This window comes from Paenibacillus shunpengii (genome assembly GCF_042684905.1).
Taxonomy (GTDB): Bacteria; Bacillota; Bacilli; order Paenibacillales; family Paenibacillaceae; genus Paenibacillus; species Paenibacillus shunpengii.
Window position 1 is genome coordinate 2,550,481 of the sequence record NZ_JBHUMJ010000002.1, and the last position, 17,365, is coordinate 2,567,845.

Annotated in this window: 16 protein-coding genes; 6 read left to right on the top strand and 10 right to left on the bottom strand. The window is 44.9% G+C overall.

Translation table 11 applies throughout. The annotated features are described in order from the left end of the window. Nucleotides 1-38: 38 nt before the first annotated feature. A complete protein-coding gene (locus ACFSVM_RS11915; protein WP_379262303.1) occupies nt 39-797 on the bottom strand; it encodes an SDR family oxidoreductase in 759 nt (252 codons plus the stop codon). Nucleotides 798-1,000: 203 nt separating this feature from the next. On the opposite strand from ACFSVM_RS11915, the gene ACFSVM_RS11920 reads away from it, so the two are divergent. Then, nucleotides 1,001-1,579: a TetR/AcrR family transcriptional regulator gene (locus ACFSVM_RS11920; RefSeq protein WP_076313738.1), complete on the top strand. Its 579-nt coding sequence runs from the start codon at nt 1,001-1,003 to the stop codon at nt 1,577-1,579. Nucleotides 1,580-1,724: 145 nt separating this feature from the next. Beyond that, nucleotides 1,725-1,895, top strand: a complete 171-nt coding sequence (locus ACFSVM_RS11925) for a hypothetical protein (RefSeq protein WP_177178693.1) — start codon at nt 1,725-1,727, stop codon at nt 1,893-1,895. Between the two features lie 135 nt (nt 1,896-2,030). Here the strand turns inward: ACFSVM_RS11925 and ACFSVM_RS11930 are convergent, their stop codons facing one another. Further along, a complete protein-coding gene (locus ACFSVM_RS11930; protein ID WP_379262305.1) occupies nt 2,031-4,736 on the bottom strand; it encodes a family 78 glycoside hydrolase catalytic domain in 2,706 nt (901 codons plus the stop codon). A 158-nt stretch (nt 4,737-4,894) separates the two neighbouring features. On the opposite strand from ACFSVM_RS11930, the gene ACFSVM_RS11935 reads away from it, so the two are divergent. After that, nucleotides 4,895-5,752: a helix-turn-helix transcriptional regulator gene (locus ACFSVM_RS11935; RefSeq protein WP_076313736.1), complete on the top strand. Its 858-nt coding sequence runs from the start codon at nt 4,895-4,897 to the stop codon at nt 5,750-5,752. A 130-nt stretch (nt 5,753-5,882) separates the two neighbouring features. On the opposite strand, the gene ACFSVM_RS11940 is transcribed toward ACFSVM_RS11935, so the two are convergent. The 4 genes from ACFSVM_RS11940 to ACFSVM_RS11955 form a co-directional block, all read right to left on the bottom strand. Further along, complete coding sequence (locus ACFSVM_RS11940) at nt 5,883-6,632, bottom strand: glycerophosphodiester phosphodiesterase (RefSeq protein ID WP_379262308.1); 750 nt, start codon at nt 6,630-6,632, stop codon at nt 5,883-5,885. Between the two features lie 142 nt (nt 6,633-6,774). Then, on the bottom strand, nt 6,775-7,620 hold the full coding sequence (locus ACFSVM_RS11945; protein ID WP_379262310.1) for an amidohydrolase family protein: 846 nt from the start codon (nt 7,618-7,620) through the stop codon (nt 6,775-6,777). Nucleotides 7,621-7,887: 267 nt separating this feature from the next. Then, nucleotides 7,888-8,856 carry a glycoside hydrolase family 43 protein gene (locus ACFSVM_RS11950; protein WP_076313733.1) on the bottom strand — a complete coding sequence of 323 codons (969 nt, stop codon included), beginning with the start codon at nt 8,854-8,856 and terminating at the stop codon, nt 7,888-7,890. A 65-nt stretch (nt 8,857-8,921) separates the two neighbouring features. Then, complete coding sequence (locus tag ACFSVM_RS11955; protein ID WP_379262312.1) at nt 8,922-11,219, bottom strand: glycoside hydrolase family 127 protein; 2,298 nt, start codon at nt 11,217-11,219, stop codon at nt 8,922-8,924. A gap of 259 nt (nt 11,220-11,478) precedes the next feature. Between ACFSVM_RS11955 and ACFSVM_RS11960 the strand changes: the two genes are divergently transcribed. Beyond that, a complete protein-coding gene (locus ACFSVM_RS11960) occupies nt 11,479-12,327 on the top strand; it encodes a helix-turn-helix transcriptional regulator (RefSeq protein WP_379262314.1) in 849 nt (282 codons plus the stop codon). A 1-nt stretch (nt 12,328) separates the two neighbouring features. On the opposite strand, the gene ACFSVM_RS11965 is transcribed toward ACFSVM_RS11960, so the two are convergent. Beyond that, the gene (locus ACFSVM_RS11965) at nt 12,329-12,859 is read right to left on the bottom strand and encodes a DinB family protein (RefSeq protein WP_076313731.1); all 531 of its coding nucleotides are present in this window, start codon (nt 12,857-12,859) and stop codon (nt 12,329-12,331) included. Nucleotides 12,860-12,889: 30 nt separating this feature from the next. Between ACFSVM_RS11965 and ACFSVM_RS11970 the strand changes: the two genes are divergently transcribed. Continuing rightward, nucleotides 12,890-13,318, top strand: a complete 429-nt coding sequence (locus ACFSVM_RS11970; protein ID WP_379262316.1) for a hypothetical protein — start codon at nt 12,890-12,892, stop codon at nt 13,316-13,318. Between the two features lie 18 nt (nt 13,319-13,336). After that, complete coding sequence (locus ACFSVM_RS11975) at nt 13,337-13,648, top strand: hypothetical protein (protein ID WP_076313729.1); 312 nt, start codon at nt 13,337-13,339, stop codon at nt 13,646-13,648. A 301-nt stretch (nt 13,649-13,949) separates the two neighbouring features. On the opposite strand, the gene rbsB is transcribed toward ACFSVM_RS11975, so the two are convergent. The 3 genes from rbsB to ACFSVM_RS11990 are packed head-to-tail and all read right to left on the bottom strand — an operon-like array spanning nt 13,950 to nt 17,338. Then, entirely contained in the window at nt 13,950-14,867 is a 918-nt protein-coding gene (gene rbsB / locus ACFSVM_RS11980) for a ribose ABC transporter substrate-binding protein RbsB (RefSeq protein WP_076313727.1), read from the bottom strand. A 16-nt stretch (nt 14,868-14,883) separates the two neighbouring features. After that, nucleotides 14,884-15,852, bottom strand: a complete 969-nt coding sequence (locus ACFSVM_RS11985) for an ABC transporter permease subunit (RefSeq protein WP_274338381.1) — start codon at nt 15,850-15,852, stop codon at nt 14,884-14,886. A gap of 1 nt (nt 15,853) precedes the next feature. Then, nucleotides 15,854-17,338: a sugar ABC transporter ATP-binding protein gene (locus tag ACFSVM_RS11990; RefSeq protein WP_076313725.1), complete on the bottom strand. Its 1,485-nt coding sequence runs from the start codon at nt 17,336-17,338 to the stop codon at nt 15,854-15,856. Between the last annotated feature and the right edge of the window lie 27 nt (nt 17,339-17,365).

The following is a 17,365-nucleotide window of genomic DNA, read 5'->3' on the forward strand; positions in this document are numbered from 1 at the left end:
ACAGCGGGCCTTATTAATTCTACTAGTACTTAACGATCTTAGTATGCCATCCAACCAGCATCTGCACTAATAACCGTTCCGTTCACGAAGCTAGCTTCGTCGGATGCGAGGAACAATGCAACCTGTGCAATCTCAGCGGGTTTACCAATACGTGGATTGATAGCCAGTCCTGCTTGGGAGCGGCCCATGCCATATTGACTAACGCCAGTCATGGAAGCGCTGATGTTCGTTTCTACTCCGCCTGGAGCAATGGCCACACATCTGATTCCTTCTTTGGCGTACATGAAGCCTGTATTTTTGGTGAAGCCAACAACAGCATGCTTAGATGCTGTATAAGATGCACCTGCACGAGCACCTTGAAGTCCTCCAGCTGATGCAATGTTGATAATTACACCGCTTTGCTTCTCCATGAAGATCGGAAGCACTTTACGTGTTGCACGCATTACGCTCGTAGTATTGATAGCGAAGATACGCTCCCATTTCTCATCTTCAATCTCACCAGCGGGTTCAAAGTTGTCCATAATCCCTGCATTGTTCACCAGAACATCAACCGTACCGTATTTCTCAACTGTTGTATCAATCAGCGTATTAATATCTTCGAGAGAAGCGACGTTGGTCTTAATTGCAAATGCCTCTCCGCCCGCAGCTTTAATCGTTTCAACAGTTGCATTTGCACCTTCTAGATTCAAATCGGACACGACAACCTTCGCTCCTTCTTGAGCATACAGAATCGCCGTTTCTTTACCCATACCGGAAGCTGCACCTGTAATAACAGCCACTTTGTTTTGAAGTCTCATTTTGTATAACCTCCTATATTATCGTATACGTTTACATTAATAAAATAACGAACAATTGTTCATTAAGTGTTCACTTTTATATTATAATGAATGAGCAAACAATTATTCAATCAGCAAAAAAACAGCGTTTTGTATACTAACATACAATTAAACTGCTGAATGTCTATTAACACAATCTATACCTCAAAAGGAGGACTTCGAGAATGACGGATATACATGATTCCATAGATCGTAGAATCGTTAAATCCAAGCAGGCATTAAAGGATGCACTCATTCAACTGATGAAAGAAAAAGAGTTCAAAGAGATTTCGATCACTGACTTGGTTCGTATCGCTAATCTTAACCGCGGCACCTTCTACAAGCATTATCAATATAAAGAAGATATCTTAGAGGAAATATTAGATGATGTAATTTCCGATCTGATTGAATCCTATCGTGATCCTTATATGCATGTCGAAGTGCTGGATATCAGCAAATTGACCTCTGCTGCTGTTAAGGTGTTTGATCATGTATATAAATTCGCCGATTTCTATATTCTGATCGTTAAATCAGACAAGTTATCCGGTTTCCAGAATCGTATATGCAATGTACTGAAGGATCTATCTCTGGAGAGCATAGCTGAGCACGGACCACATACGAAGATCAATCCTGACATCCAAGCCAGCTACATTGCTTATGCTATCTTCGGGATTATTATTGAATGGATTAATGGTGGCCTTACCTTCAGCCCAGAGTATATGTCTGAACAGCTGCTTGAGATTGTAAGTCAGAATAAGGCATAACTACGATGATTATACAAATTCCATTCGGGGCAACTTGTCCATCTGACTGCTCCGAATGTTTCATCGATCCGAAACCGAGGTAATGACGTACATATTTACGCTGAACAGCGTGCATACTAAGTCGAGAATGGAAAGGGTGATTCTGATGACTCACGATAAAACCGATCGCGGAGCTGGCGTGGAACCGATTCCTGAATCAGACGAGAACCATAAGCCTTTTGACCTGCTTGATCAATCCGGTTCTATAACCAAAGCCAACCTGACCGAAGATATACTGGAGGCGCCGGATGAGGAACAGAAAACAAAAAAGCGATAAGCAGGAAGCGCGGGGTATATGGCTCTCATCCGCATATCGACGCAGCTATTCCGCGCTTCATCATTCTCATAAGACGTATAAGCCTACTGACGAATAGTAGGCTTATACGTTCTTTTTCTTTTCGTATATTTGTAATTATGAATATTTATAGCTGAACACATACTCTCCTGAGCCTGCTCTAAGCACTACTGCTTCAGCTGTGCGGCTTATATCAATGATTCCTTCCACATCCTTTACGGGATGACCACTTTCCAATAGCTGATCGAGATTCGCTCCCTCCAGAATAATCTTAGCTTCTGTATTTACAGGGATCTGAATTTGTACCGTTCTAAGTCCCTTATCTTCTAGCCATGAGGATTCAATCCTTCCGTAAGGAGAATCCAGCTTAGCTGAAGCATGCTTAAGCTGTCCCGCTGCAAATCTTGGATGTATGCGAATCTTTTTATAAGCGATATCCGAATCCTCCATATCAAGACCTGCAAGATATCGATACATCCAGTCCCCGATTGCACCGTAGGCATAATGATTATAGGAGTTCATATCATCACTCCAAAAAGATCCATCAGACTTGATACCATCCCAATGCTCCCATATCGTTGTAGCCCCTTGTGTAATCGAATACAGCCATGATGGATAACTGTCCTGCAGCAGTAATTTGACTGCTGTCTCATGATAGCCATTTTCAGACAAGACAATGCACAAATAAGGAGTACCTACAAATCCTGTCGTTAAATGATAGCCGTTCTGCACGACCATTCGATTAAGCTCACTTGCTGTTCTTCTTCTCGCGTCTCCTTCTACAAGACCGAACATCAGAGCAAGCACATGTGCAGTCTGCATAGGAGCAGCCAGACGACCTGCTGGAGTGACAAATTCATTCAGATAAGCTCTCCGTACCTGATACAGCAAATCACTGTATTTTTTCACATCTTCGGATCTGCCCAGAACAACAGCTGCATTTCTTACAAAATCAACAGAATATGCATAGAAGGATGTAGCAATCAGATCGAGTGGTGTTGCCCCCACATAGCTGTTCTCCTTCGCATCAAGGGCAAGCCAGTCACCGAAATGGTGACCTGTGTTCCATAAATATTCATATTCACCTTCGCCTCGAATATAGTTCACCCAAGCTTTCATGCTGTCATACTGCTCGGATAACAGTCTGATGTCTCCGTAGCATTGATACTGTGTCCAGGGACATATGACCGCCGCATCCCCCCAAGCTGCCGATGTATCTTTATTCCATTTCAAGATGTTCGGAATCGTAAAGGGTACACTTCCGTCTTCTCTCTGATCAGCCGCCAGATCTCGCAGCCATTTGGCGAAGAAGGGAGCCACCTGATAATTAAATGCTGCTGTACGTATAAATACCTGAGCATCGCCCGTCCATCCAAGACGTTCATCCCGCTGCGGACAATCGGTTGGAATATCTACAAAGTTGCCGCGTTGTCCCCAAACGATATTTTGCTGAAGCCGATTCACCCGCTCGTCAGAGCAGTCGAATTGCCCGGTCTGAACCATATCAGAATGCATGACTTCCCCCGTGAAGCCCTTTATGATAACCGAATCATCAAGCTTCTCGAGTCCTGCAATACGAATATATCTGAATCCCATGAAGGTAAAGGCCGGTGCATAGTTGTCTTCACCATTCCCCCGTGTGGTATATTCGACTAACTGCTTCGCACTTCGCAGATTCCCGGTATAAAAATTCCCTTCCCGATCCAGTACTTCCGCATGATATAGCGTAATCTTCGTTCCTTCATCCAGATTCATCTTTATTCGGACTCGCCCAACCATGTTCTGTCCCATATCGAGCACCGTTTCACCACGGGGGGTATGCAGTACCGATATAGGATGAATCGTTTCCGTTACCTTCACTGGCCAGTTCTCTTGTGCAGTCAGCGGATGATAAGGCATATCCGATCGAGAAACACCCTCCCATCCGCTGTCATCATATTCATACTCACTCCATCCTGCCTGTTCAAGTCTCGCATCATAAATTTCACCATCATATATACTAGTGTAGCGAATAGGCCCTTCGGATGCCTTCCATGTCGTATCCGTGACTACAACCTCTTCAGTGCCATCTGCATATTGCACATGCAGCTCCAGCAGCACTGCACGGTGTTCTCCATAAGCGCTGCGAAATCCCTTCTCCCAGGAGATACGCCCTGAATACCAGCCGTCTGCTGCTTGAATACCAATACCATTGCCGCCTGCATGCAGATAACGGGTTACATCGTACGTTTGGTATTGATGCCGGTGATGATAACTGGTCCATCCTGGGGCAAGCAGCTCCTCCCCGACGCGTTCTCCATTCAAATGCAAGTCGTACAAGCCTGCTGCCGTAGCATACACTCGGGCAGATACGATATTCTGCTTCAGCTGGAACGTTGTTCGGAGCAGCGAAACAGGTGGAGAATCGGGCCATTCCTGAGCCTGCTGGACAACGGGCAGCTGCTTCGGCATAATCCATTCTGCCTGCCATTCATTAGAACTAAGGAATGCGGTCTCCCACCATCCTGTACTGCTCCATTCTGAACAATTGCCCTGCTGATCCCACACCTTAACTCGGTAATAGTAGCGTGTTCTGGACTGTAGAGCGGGACCGCCATATTCAATATGAATGGATTGATCGGATTCAATTCTTCCGGTATCCCATAGATATAAGCTGAAGTCAGGCAGATCTGAGACAACAAGATGATACGCCTGCTGCTTGATTCCTCTTTCCTTCGAATTCAATTTCCATCCAAATCGGGGGACGAACTGATTGCTCCCGAGTAATTCCTCACGATATTCACAGGTGACTTGGCTCACTGAAAGTGCTGCTTGTGGATTCATCAACCTCTCCTGCCTTCCTTCGTCGAATATCTTCCCTTGTGTTTTCCTCTCTTTCATTCTACGATGATTGATAGCGCTTTATATGGTGTAATCAGACAAATCATGCTGGCTAATCGGACATTATTTAGGAAGAGACGATACATAAGGAGACAGGTGATATGATTAGTGCCAAACGGAGAATAGATATGATACGAGGCGAATCCTTATTTTCACAGGGTTTACCGTTATATCTCAATCGCAGTGTAGAATCATATGAGCTATCCGAGCATCAGCATGACTTCTTTGAGATCAGCTATGTTGCTGAAGGCAGCGGTACACATATCCTGAGCGGTATTACCCTGCCGGTTAAGCAAGGGGATCTCTTTTTACTGCCTCAAGGCACGTCTCATGTCTTCAGACCTCACGGCATAACTAAGGGACAGCCGCTTATTGTCTACAATTGCGTACTGGCGCTGGCTGAGTTTAGACAGACCGTGGCTCCCATTCCTGGTAGTGATGTGCTGAATCCTCTGCTGACAATGCATGAATATCGCCAGTACAGTGATAAATATGGAGAACTACTAACTTTATTCCAGCAATTACACCGAGAATACCAAGTCCACAGGCTTGGAAGAGAACTAGCACTCTACAGCGGCATCTTACAACTGCTCCTGCTGATCAACCGGATGGAAACGGCAGATGATCTTAGAGAAGATGAGAATTCCATCCATCTGGAAGCTGTACTGAGTGAGCTGCATGAAGGATATGGCTATCGAATCACCGTACAGGAGATGGCGCGTAAAATGGGGCTCAGCGAGCGGCAGTTTCACCGGGTATTTAAACGCCATATGGGGATGAACATGACCGATTATCTGCAAAATGTAAGAATCCATGCGGCAGGACGTCTGCTTCGTACGACCTCGCAAAAAGTCAGTAACATCGCAGCCGCTGTAGGCTATCAGGATGTGTCCTATTTCAATGCCCTATTCAAGCAGAAGACAGGCTGCACTCCACTTGAGTACCGACGGATGATATGAATATCAACTTGAATCCGCAAAAAAAACAGTGCTTGTCTGGACGATAGGCATGTCTTCATCCAAGCACTGTTTTATCGTATTTATATAGGCAATGCCATTCGCACAGGTCTGATGAATTCTTTATACTAGTCTACTTCAGACTCGCTTGAAGCTCACCCAATACTTGCTGTAATCTCTCCGGGTAATCTGTAATGATTCCACTTACTCGAAGCTCTACCATACGTTTCATATCTGCTGCCTCATTTACCGTCCAAGGATACACCTCAAGTCCTTTTTCCAGAGCCGCATTTAGCTGGTTATCTGTAAGCTGCTTATAGTAAGGATGAAGGGAATACGTACTCACGCCTACTGCATCTGGTAAATATTCAGGATGCTGAAAATCCTGATGGTACAGAAGTCCGAGCTTAATTGAAGAATCCAGAGCTTGTAGCTTCTGCAAAGCACCAAAGTGGAAGGAAGAAACGACGACCTGTTCTGTCCGGTCATATTCCCGCAGGAGGTTTACCAGCTTCTGCTCGATTCCCGCTTCCAGTCCGCCTTTAATTTCAACGTTAATCATCAAATCCTTGGGAGCTAATTCGAAAACTTCTCTGAGCGTGGGAATCTTCTGCCCTTGATACTGTGCATCATACCAGCTCCCGGCATCGTAGCTTCTCAGTTCATCCAAGGTCATATCCTGAACCGCTCCCGTACCATCTGTTGTACGGTCAATGGTGTAATCATGAATGACTATGATCTCCTCATCCTTGGAGAGATGAATGTCCAGTTCAAATGCATTACAGCCTTGCGTAAGAGCAAGCTCGAAAGAAGCCAGTGTATTTTCCGGTGCAACTCCTGCTGCTCCCCTGTGTGCGATAATGATAGGCATCGTCGTATTCATTGGTCACACTCCCTGATTGTCATTAGATTCATTGCTTATTTACAGGCCTGTACGGACAAGTCGTTCATGTTAAGTATATGGAGTTCAGGAGATGAGTTCTACCTTTTTGTGTTAAATGATGTTTGCAGCTTCTAACTCGGCTTTACATTTCATCGATGTTATAGAATCGTGCACAATTTCCGCCCAGAATACGGTCTTGAATCTCTGTTGGAAGCTGATTAATATATGTGATGACTACGTTCATCACTGCTCTGTAATCCCGGCTCACCGTGCAAACGGGCCAATCGGAGCCAATCATCAACCGATCCGGACCAAAGGCTTCAAAGACGGTATCCAGGTAAGGGACAAAATCCTCTTCCCTCCAATTTGCCCAGTCTGCTTCGGTTACCATTCCAGACAGCTTGCAATACACATTTGGTGATTTGGCGAGTTCCTGTATACCGCTTCTCCATGAGTCCAGCTGCCCCTCCATGATCCTAGGTTTTGCCAAATGATCCAAGACGAACTTCTGTTCTGGGAACATTTGCGTTAATATTGACGCATTCGGAAGATGCCGCTCAAATAGAAGCAGATCATAAGTTAATCCGTACCTGCCCAAGAGACTAAGTCCGTGAAGAAAATCATCCCGCAGCATAAAGCGATCATCAGGCTCATCCTGAATCACATGTCTGATTCCCTTCAGCTTGGGATGAGCACCGAAACTCTCCAATTGCGCCGACACCGCAGGCGAACATAGATCGACCCAGCCGACCACACCGTAAACGAAGTCGAATTCATCCGCAAGCGAGAGAAGCCACTCGGTTTCATGAAGTGATTGTCTAGCTTGAACGGCGATTGAACCGTTAAATGACATGGAATCGAGAAGAGGCTTTAAGTCCGCTGGCATAAACGGCCTTTTTAATGCCCCATGACGATCATCAATCCATGGATAATCAACAGTTGCATAATCAATAAAATGCTGATGGGCATCGATACGAAGTGTGCTCATTACATCCCTGCTTTCTATGAATCTATTCTTTCATTTCCTTCTCATCTTTTTCGATTTCTTCATCTAGAATTCCTGTACGCGAAATGCTTTAAGAGCGTTGGCAAGCGGCCTCGTCTATGAAAGCACAGCCTGTAAGCAGTGAAAGAACAAAATAAACGTAAGACAGACTCTAGTAACCATGCAGTCCGTCTTACGTTATCTATCATTTAAACCAGCTGTATTTTTTCAATCATGAATAATCCGTTCCTTCAACTTCAACTTCAACTATCATATTTCCGCTTCTTGCTTCGTCAGACGATCCCGTGCAAAATTCCAATTCTGAATGCGCTCATACTCCTCCATGGTAATCGGCAGCACGGTTCCGTGCTTGAAGCCATATGGGAAGCTGAAGCTCTCGTCAGAACGAATAAACCTTCCACTGTCGATATCATCTGCCAAAAATGGCACATAGCCTTGTCCTTCACCTTCAACACCGAAAAAGTCGAGCAGCAGACACCATCTGCCATCCTTTACCTTAAATGCCGTTGGCGCTTCATAAGCGTGATGTCCCAGCTTCGCCATTTCTTCATCAAAGGCTTCAATCCGGGTATGCTCTCCAGTCAGCGTACTGCCCTTTTGCAGAATGATTCCCTCTGGATCCTTCTCGCTTTTTAGAAAACGATAAAAGAATCCGTTCTCTTCATAAATTGCGGAATCAATAATTCCGCTCCCATCTTTGCGGCACAGCATCTCCGGTTTCGAGAAGTGAACGAAATCCTTCGTTCGCGAGTAATAGATCGCCTTATGTCCGAAATTATTTGAAGCATGTGCTGAAGACCAATGGAGAACATAGTCCTCATTCTTGGTGTCATAAATGACATCTGGTGCCCACAGACAGCCAAAGTCCTCATTTCCAAGCTCAATCATTCTCTGCTCAGACCAGTTCACCAGATCCTCCGACTCCCACAACGACAAGCACTTGCTTCCTTCTCTTGAAATGCTGGCCCAGCTGCTCTTGTACTTCGTGTTAAATCCGTTTGCCAGACTCAAATCGGTTGCAATGATGAAGAACTTCCCTTCTCTCGTCCGCACAATGGTATGATCTCTGACTCCTCGATCTCCCTGTTCACTCCACAGCACAGGATTTCCATCATTGACCTGCTCCCAGTTTAGACCATCCCTGCTCAAACCAAAATAAACCTGTTCACCATCTGGTGTTTTCTTTTCTTTAAAATGCACAAACAAATAAGCGTCCATTAAAAAGTTCCTCCTTTTGAATTCTAAGGGAATGATCCATTGTGTTATTTTTAGTACTTGATAACTTATGCTTCCTTGTTAAGCGGCCGCATTGTTCGCAGCACACCATAAATTCCATTCAAATCTGCTTCAGGCATGAACTTAACGACAATTTGACTGCTCTTGTTGATTAAGGCTTGCGGAATCGGATACTCCTTGGTTACAAACTCTCTTCTGCGTTCATAACCGGTTTCCTCTCGCGCGAGAAGCTGATCATTCACATAAATGTTCATGGCACGATTATGGTTGATGAGGAAGTACGTCACCTGGAGCACATTCACATCATCTGGATCAACCGCCATTGTATAGCTGAACCAGCCCTTGTCATTTGCAAGCCTGCCATTCTGGCCATCCCAAGCTCCGCTGAACGTATTCTCTCCTCTGATCCCATGCTGGAGCTCATACTGATCATTGCCTACCTGAACGCTGTCAATCGTTGCCTCCTTAGTAAGGTTCTCAAGTCTGCCAAGCTCCAAATGACGCTTCAGCTCCTCCGAATCTGGTTCAACCATGTTCCAGTAGATACCATATCGTTCTTTATGCTGCTTATAATGAGGTGTAAAGATCAACCGTTCATCCTCATCGGTATTCCTTAATCGAAACTCCATCCGATCCTCGTCTTTGACCACATGCTCTTCTACGGACTGAATCCATTCTTTGGGAGTCATTCCGTTTGGAATGATAAAGTCCTTGATCCGCATCCGCTTCGTTGGCACTTGCACCATGATGCCTGTGCTGGATAACGTCATATCTTCATTTCCTAGAGCTGCGCTGAGAACAATTGGACCGTATTGGAAACCCACTGCTGCCGGATTGTCAGGGAGGCTGCAGGCGAGCACCTTCATGGGCAGAACTAAATCCAGTACATCTCCGCTGTGCCAGGTGCGGTCTACCTCCAGATATTCATTTTTGATCTCAGGTTCAAACCGCTTGCCATTTAGTAAAACAGTCATTTCACCCTTGACCCAATTAGGTACTCTTACATAGAGCTTCATTGCCCTGTCTCGGCCATCTGTGGTTTCAATCGTAAACTGGACATCATCACGATCCGGTATAGAGGCGGTTTGTGTAATGCTCATATTCTCTTGTGCAAAATCGAGCCTGGAGCTAATAAATTGATTCACGTACAGCTCGTTGTCATTGTAAAAATATATGCTGTCATTCAGCTTCGTAAAGCTCTCCATTCCCGTACCTGTACAGCACCAGAAGTGCTCAAATGGAGAGCTGTATATTTTGAAATAACCGGTTGCCATCGGCTGAAAATACATTGTCATTCCCGTTTCGGGATTTTGCGAGGAGAGAATCGCATTTATGTAGCTCGTTTCGTAATAGTCGGCATATTTCTTGTCGCCGGTTAGTTTGAACAGCTCCCGAGTCAGCTTCAGCATGTTGTAGCTGTTACAGGTCTCGCATGTAATATCGGAGCGTCTTGCATCCAGAATATCTGGCTCTCCAAAATGCTCGGATTCACTGTTGCCGCCGGTTATATATGTGTGATGATTAACCACGATATCCCAAAATTTCTTGGCTGCCTCCAGATAAAATTTTTCACTCTCACCAAGCGTTCGATAACGGTTAAGCGCTCCCAGAAATTTAGGAATCGTTGTGTTCGCATGCTTGCCTTTTAATATATCTGCTCCCTGAGCGATTGCTTTGAACAAGGGGATCTCGTCAAATTTGTGAGCCGCTTCCAAGTGCTTCGGATCTGACGATATTTTAAATAGATCATACAAGCAGTCATTCATTCCGCCATATTCTACAGAAAGCACGATCGTTTGCAGCTCATGTGACCAGCGGGAGGTGCGTAATGCAACCCAGTCTCCTAATTTACAGACAATGCGCTTGGCATCGGCCAACTGTGTTCCTTGGTAAACAGCGATAAGTCCGGCGATCAGTTTATGTATGGTGTACCATGGAACCCAGGCGGGTTGTCTCTTCTCAATATTATCGATCAAGCTCTCGGGAAATGCCGACAAATAACCGCTTTCAAATTGACATTGGGCAAGCTCTGCTATGATATATTCCAATTTCTTAAGCAGATCCGGATCACTCGTTTGCTCATAAGCTTGAGCACATGCAGTCATGAAATGCCCGAGCGTATGTCCCCGAATCTCGGTATCCTCCCATCCTGGATACTTCCCTGCCTTAGGAGGAAGACCTCGGTTCTCCCGAAACCCAGCGAGCAGACGATCCAGATCATAGCTATGTAAATAGTCGAGCTCCTTCGCAAATGCGTTGATATGAAACTCTCCAGTTAAGTGCACCTGGTTCATAGCAAAATCCTGCAATACATGACCTTTTACTGCTTCTTCCTTTGCAGACATCCTTCTACCACCTTCCGAGACTCTTCTATACGGTTCAGCTTGCTCTTTCAGAATAACGATTTCATATGTAGGAGTGAAGTGGAGAAACGTTCGAATTCGTGTAAAAAAGTCAGAAAATGACATATAGATGCATAGGAGTATAGAATGTTAATTCATAGTTGAGATCAACAAGTGGTGCCATTTCATACCAATATATTATAATAAGATACAGTAAGCTGAAGGTGTGAAAAAGACAGATACTTACGGAGGACATACATCGATGGATGGATACACATTTAATATAGAGAAGCCCCTAATAATGCAAATGACAGGAAAGTTCGCATCACCTGCTCCGGACTGGGTACATATGAGTAGAATACTGATGGATTACGAGCTGTTCGTCCAGACCAAGGGCAGGCTGTTCATCGCAGATGATCGGGGAGAGCATGTGCTCGAAGAAGGAGATTTTCTGCTGATGCCGCCTAGAACGAAGCAATTCGGTTACAAGGAATCCGATTGCAGCTTTTACTGGCTTCATTTCACATCTGAAGAACCCTCCTGCACCATTCCAATCCGAGATTATCAGCCTGTTCAGCACCACATCTTCATTCCACATAAAGGCCGCCTTCGAGGCATGGACAAGATTGTCATCATGATGAAACAGCTGCAGGACTCCATGCGCAGTTATCAGGATCCTACACTCGGTAATTATATGGCGACCACCATTCTGTGTGAGCTGTATCATCAGTCCTATGCTGAGGACAATATATCCGGCAAGAAGCTGAAACAGCTTCAGCTCTATAATGATATTGTAGATTATATTAACTGGAATCGATTTGAAGCACTTAAGGTATCGGCAATTGCTGATTATTTCGGATATAACTCGAAATACCTGTCACACCTGTTCGCATCTGTTGCAGGCGTCACCCTTAAACAGTATATTATACAGCAGAAGATGGAAGCGGCTGCCTTTCTCTTGTCGGACACAAATCAGACAGTTCAAGAGATAGCCATGCAGCTCGGATACCATGACAGCCAGCATTTTATGAAGTCCTTCAAACAGATCACTCATCTCACACCAACGGACTTCCGAAACGCCGCTGCAAACAGACTGCTGTATTACAAGTGACTCACTTGGACCTTGTTTCATTGTTTCGATACCATTTACGAAGCTGGTTAATATGTGCCTGATGATAACGGTTATGGTCTGCCATGTGCCATATCCCCCAACGAATCGTTGCTTCTTTCTCATTCTCATGTCCGAACCTGACGACTTGTTCCAGATCTGCATCAGTCAGCTTCCTGCACGTATCTCGTAACAGCGCTAATACGTTTGTATAATCTGACATAAATGTATCAACTGAGACTCCAGCAATCATGGGAAGTCTGCCATCTTCATCAATCATGGGGCCGTATTTATCCCTATATGTTGAAGGCAAGGGTTGTCCCTTAATTCTGTACACCCAGTTCAAATCTACATACATGAGATGTTTAATCAGCTGGGCAGCACTATTATGACGATCGTCAGGCCCTCTGTAATCCAGCTCATCTTGCGTCATCCCTTGTGTAATCATCCGAAGGCGCTCGCAATTTTGTTCCACAGCCGAATACAACATACCTACGATTGGAGACATACTTGAGTCACTTTTTAAATCAAACATGAGAAGATTCCTCCTAGGAGATGATAAATAATGGATTTTAGGACAGCACAGAAAAATGCTGCAGTCGTTAAACAAATCGTTGATGTATATAGGCTCTCTAGAAATGATGTAACATCTGGCAAAATTTCAGATCTCGAGAATCGAAATCTATGGGACAGCCAACAGTCAGTGGTTGAACAAATCTTAGATGAGTGCTCGTTGATCGATTTAAGGGTTATCCATGCAATTGCATCCATAGGATATCATGAAAGAGGTATACGACACCGTTATTTAAACAACGGTAATGAATCCGTTGAAATTATAGAAATGGCAATTACAGAAAACGAAGAAGAACTGCTAAGGAAGCATAGTAAGTATAGCGCTTTCCTCTCTACGCAAGAATTGAGAGAACAAATACTATCACGTATTGACCTGTCTCAAGATTTGATAGAGGGCATGAAGATTATAAAATTAAGCTGAGGGCTAAGGAGGTTCTAGATGATCATTGCCATTCTTGATGAGCATAATACTGCCGCCTACTATGACGTGATTGAAGAAGTCGGGCACAATTTACAAGCGTTGCAATATGAATTTGATCGTTTTCTAAGCAGCCTGGAGGGAAATCATCCCTTCCGATCATATACTGAGATTGTTGAAAGTAATGGTGAAGTCATATTCGCTGATTATGTAAATACATATGGACCTGATCAATTGATCGCCTGGATCAATGTGGAGAAATACAATGCTAGAGTTGCTGTAAGAATTAAAAATACAGATGCTCTAAAACCTGAAGCTAAGATATACATTTAAAGGAGAATTCTATTTATTATTTGCTCGCTTTTTTCTGATTCCTTGAACAATCCAACCCAATCCGATACAGAAAAAGATAATGCTGAAGGGATCAATAGTCTGATTAGTCAATAAAGCTTTAATTACAACAAACATTTGAAATACCCATATGATTCCAACATATACAAAATTTTTCCCTCATAATAACACAATTGTGCTAGTTTTAACGTTCCAACCCAAAAAACACCTCCAAGTTCATCTCCGACCTCAGATAGTCGATAGATGTTTTTGAAGGTGTTTTCAATATGAAGCCAAACTCTTCTTATTCTTTCGTCACCAATTTCAGTGGTGCGGCAATCATTTCTTCTACTTCATTGCCTTGAAGCACGTCCGCTGCGGCTTGAACAGCGAGTTCACCTATGAGTGCCGGCTGTTGTGCAACTGAAGCGGTCAGCCCTCCGGCATTAATGGACTTAATCGCATCCTCGTTACCATCAAAACCAACCACGATGACATCTCTGCCTGAGCTTTGAATGGCCTCAAGTGCTCCAAGCGCCATCTCATCATTGTGGGCAAATACGGCCTCCGCATCCGGATTGCCTTGAAGCAGGTTCTCCATGACATTCAACCCTTTGGTCCGATCAAAATCGGCCGGCTGCTTAGCCACGACATCAAGCTTCTCATCGGCAATATTGTGGAAGCCCTGACCACGCTCCCGTGTCGCAGACGCACCTGCCACACCTTCCAGCTCAATGACTTTTGCTCCTTCGCCAAGCTGCTCTATAATATACTGAGCTGCCATTTCTCCACCCTTCACGTTATCTGATGCCACCAATGCTTCTACTTCACCTTGGTCTGCTGAACGGTCCAGCGTAATAACAGGAATACCGAGCGAGTTTGCCGTTTGTACTACGTTCGAGATCGCCGCCGAATCCGTCGGATTAATGAGCAGTGCGTTCACACCTTGCTGAATCAGATCATCTACGTCATTGGATTGCTTCGCGGAATCATCCTGTGCATCTACAATAACAACCTCGATCCCTTGCTTTTCTGCTTCAGCAACAACACCGTCTTTTAAGGCAACGAAAAATGGATTATTCAAAGTAGATATGGATAGTCCGATTTTTATATCATCTGTGTTACCGTTGTTGTTCGGTTTAGCCCACTCTGGCGGCTGCATGGAACAGCCCGTCATAATGATCATGAGTACTGCAGTGAACAATAAGGTTAATTTTTTCATCATGTCTCTACTCCTCTTATGCAGATTTCTTACGGTCAATCAGTACCGCAATAACGATAACGACACCTTTGACGACCATTTGATAGAATGATGATACACCGAGCAGGTTCAGACCATTGTTAAGAACTCCGATAATCAGTGCCCCGATTAAGGTTCCTACAATGAGCCCGCGGCCTCCTGTCAAGCTTGTACCACCTAGTACGACAGCAGCGATTGCATCGAGCTCATAAGACTCACCGGCTGTCGGCTGTGCAGAGTTAAGACGGGAAGTCAGAATGGCACCCGCAAGTGCAGCCATCATACCTGCAAGAGAATAGATCATAATTTTGACACGATCGACCTTGATACCTGATACAAGCGCAGCCTTCTCATTACCGCCGATGGCATACGTTTTGCGTCCAAATGATGTTTTATGCAGAATGACCCACAGAATAGCAAATGTAATCATCATCGTAATGGCCGGCACCGGAATGCCTAGGAAATATCCACGTCCAAACAGCTGGAATGCCATGCTGTCTCCAAGACCCGTAATAGGATTCCCGTTCGTGTACACTAGGGTTAATCCCCGGAAGATCGTCATACTGGCAAGTGTTGCAATGAAAGGTGCCATCTTACCTTTGGTAATCATGAGTCCGTTCATCATCCCCATAATTCCGCCCAGCAATACCCCGACAATGATGGCAAGAATCGGATCTAGACCAGACAGCATCAGGTTAGCGACAATGGCACTGGACAGTGCCAAGATCGAACCGACGGACAGATCGATACCGCCAGTCAAAATGACAAAGGTCATACCAAATGCAAGCAGTGCGTTAATCGATACCTGTCTGAGCAAATTCAATATGTTAAGCGGTTCCAAAAATCCCGGATTCATAATCGTTACAATAACGATAAGCAGGATGAGTCCGAGCAGCGGCCCAAGCTTCCCTGCAAGCTGTGACAACTGAAGTCCTTTTTTATTACTCGTTTCCTTTACACTGGTCATGTTATTGTCCTCCTGTTGCTAGTGTCATAATTTTCTCTTGTGTAGCTTCTTCGCGGCTGAGTTCTCCACTGATCTGTCCCTCGTGGACAACGATGATCCGATCACTCATACCGAGCACCTCCGGCAGCTCAGAAGATACCATGATAATCGCAACACCGCGGTCTGTCAGCTCATTCATCAACTGATAGATTTCCCGCTTGGCACCCACGTCAACGCCTCGTGTCGGTTCATCAAGGATTAGGACACTTGGTCCGATACCTACCCATTTAGCAATAACGACTTTTTGCTGATTCCCACCCGATAAATTTCTGGCAGCTGTTTCAGAAGATTCTGTCTTAATCAGAAGCCGTTTAATCAGAGTATCTACAAAATCCTTCTCTTTCTTACTGGAGATTAGACCTGCTTTGCCACTGAAGCTGAACAGATTAGGAAGCACCATATTTTCACGTATAGAAAAATCAAGCACCAGACCTTCATCCTTACGATCTTCCGTAATAAAGCCAATTCCGTGCTTCACTGCATCATCAGGCTTGCGGATATTAACCTTCTTGCCTCGTACCCACATCTCTCCACTATGAAGGGAGTCAAGTCCAAACAGTGCACGCATGATTTCAGTTCTTCCTGCACCCATGAGCCCAGAGAAGCCCACAATTTCACCAGATCTAACGCTGAAGCTTACATTGTCAAAAGCGTCCTTGCGGCCGATATTCTTGACTTCCAGTACGACCTCACCCGGTTTCGGGTTTCTGGCAGGATAACGTTCCGTTAATTCTCGGCCAACCATTTTTCTAACGACTTCCTCAAAGCTCGTATCTGGAATTGGCTTGGTGTCCACGGTCTTCCCGTCACGCATCACCGTAATTCGATCACAGATCGTAAAGATCTCCTCCATCCGGTGCGAGATATAAACGATGGATACACCCTGCTTGCGAAGTGAGTTAATGACCGCAAACAGCTTCTCGATCTCACGCTCTGTCAGTGCAGCTGTCGGCTCATCCATTACAATGACTTTAGCATTGGTCATGAGTGCTTTGGCAATCTCAATCATTTGCTGCTGTCCTACCGAGCATTCTCCGGCATCCTGATCCAGCGGAATGCTGACGGCCAGCTTCTCAAACTGCGATTTTGCCAGCGCTTTCATCTGTTTCGTATTTAAAAACCCTGCTTTACTGGTCAGCTCTTTGCCGATAAACAAGTTTTCCAGCACCGTCATATCCGGCCAAATGTTCAGCTCCTGATGGATAAAGGCAATACCGAACTGCTCTGCTTCTTTGGGATTAGAAAAATAAGTCTCTTTCCCATCTATCAGAATCGTTCCCTCGTTCCGCGGATGCAGTCCGATTAGAATATTCATCAGTGTTGATTTGCCGGCTCCATTCTCACCCATGAGCGCATGTACTTCACCTTCAACCAGATCAAAATCCACACCTGTCAGCACTTGATTCGTTCCAAATGCCTTATGAATTCCTTTCATCTGAATATGCATAATGATTTCCCTCCTTGATGCCGAATC

Excerpts from the sequence above, each read along its gene's own strand:
- ACFSVM_RS11965 (WP_076313731.1), bottom strand. The coding sequence starts at position 12,859 with ATGTTTGATTTAAAAAGTGACTCAAGTATGTCTCCAATCGTAGGTATG.
- ACFSVM_RS11915 (WP_379262303.1), bottom strand. The coding sequence starts at position 797 with ATGAGACTTCAAAACAAAGTGGCTGTTATTACAGGTGCAGCTTCCGGT.
- ACFSVM_RS11960 (WP_379262314.1), top strand. The coding sequence starts at position 11,479 with ATGGATGGATACACATTTAATATAGAGAAGCCCCTAATAATGCAAATG.
- ACFSVM_RS11930 (WP_379262305.1), bottom strand. The coding sequence starts at position 4,736 with ATGAATCCACAAGCAGCACTTTCAGTGAGCCAAGTCACCTGTGAATAT.
- rbsB (WP_076313727.1), bottom strand. The coding sequence starts at position 14,867 with ATGAAAAAATTAACCTTATTGTTCACTGCAGTACTCATGATCATTATG.
- ACFSVM_RS11925 (WP_177178693.1), top strand. The coding sequence starts at position 1,725 with ATGACTCACGATAAAACCGATCGCGGAGCTGGCGTGGAACCGATTCCT.
- ACFSVM_RS11945 (WP_379262310.1), bottom strand. The coding sequence starts at position 7,620 with ATGAGCACACTTCGTATCGATGCCCATCAGCATTTTATTGATTATGCA.
- ACFSVM_RS11940 (WP_379262308.1), bottom strand. The coding sequence starts at position 6,632 with ATGAATACGACGATGCCTATCATTATCGCACACAGGGGAGCAGCAGGA.
- ACFSVM_RS11935 (WP_076313736.1), top strand. The coding sequence starts at position 4,895 with ATGATTAGTGCCAAACGGAGAATAGATATGATACGAGGCGAATCCTTA.
- ACFSVM_RS11975 (WP_076313729.1), top strand. The coding sequence starts at position 13,337 with ATGATCATTGCCATTCTTGATGAGCATAATACTGCCGCCTACTATGAC.
- ACFSVM_RS11990 (WP_076313725.1), bottom strand. The coding sequence starts at position 17,338 with ATGCATATTCAGATGAAAGGAATTCATAAGGCATTTGGAACGAATCAA.
- ACFSVM_RS11970 (WP_379262316.1), top strand. The coding sequence starts at position 12,890 with ATGGATTTTAGGACAGCACAGAAAAATGCTGCAGTCGTTAAACAAATC.
- ACFSVM_RS11955 (WP_379262312.1), bottom strand. The coding sequence starts at position 11,219 with ATGTCTGCAAAGGAAGAAGCAGTAAAAGGTCATGTATTGCAGGATTTT.
- ACFSVM_RS11950 (WP_076313733.1), bottom strand. The coding sequence starts at position 8,856 with ATGGACGCTTATTTGTTTGTGCATTTTAAAGAAAAGAAAACACCAGAT.
- ACFSVM_RS11985 (WP_274338381.1), bottom strand. The coding sequence starts at position 15,852 with ATGACCAGTGTAAAGGAAACGAGTAATAAAAAAGGACTTCAGTTGTCA.
- ACFSVM_RS11920 (WP_076313738.1), top strand. The coding sequence starts at position 1,001 with ATGACGGATATACATGATTCCATAGATCGTAGAATCGTTAAATCCAAG.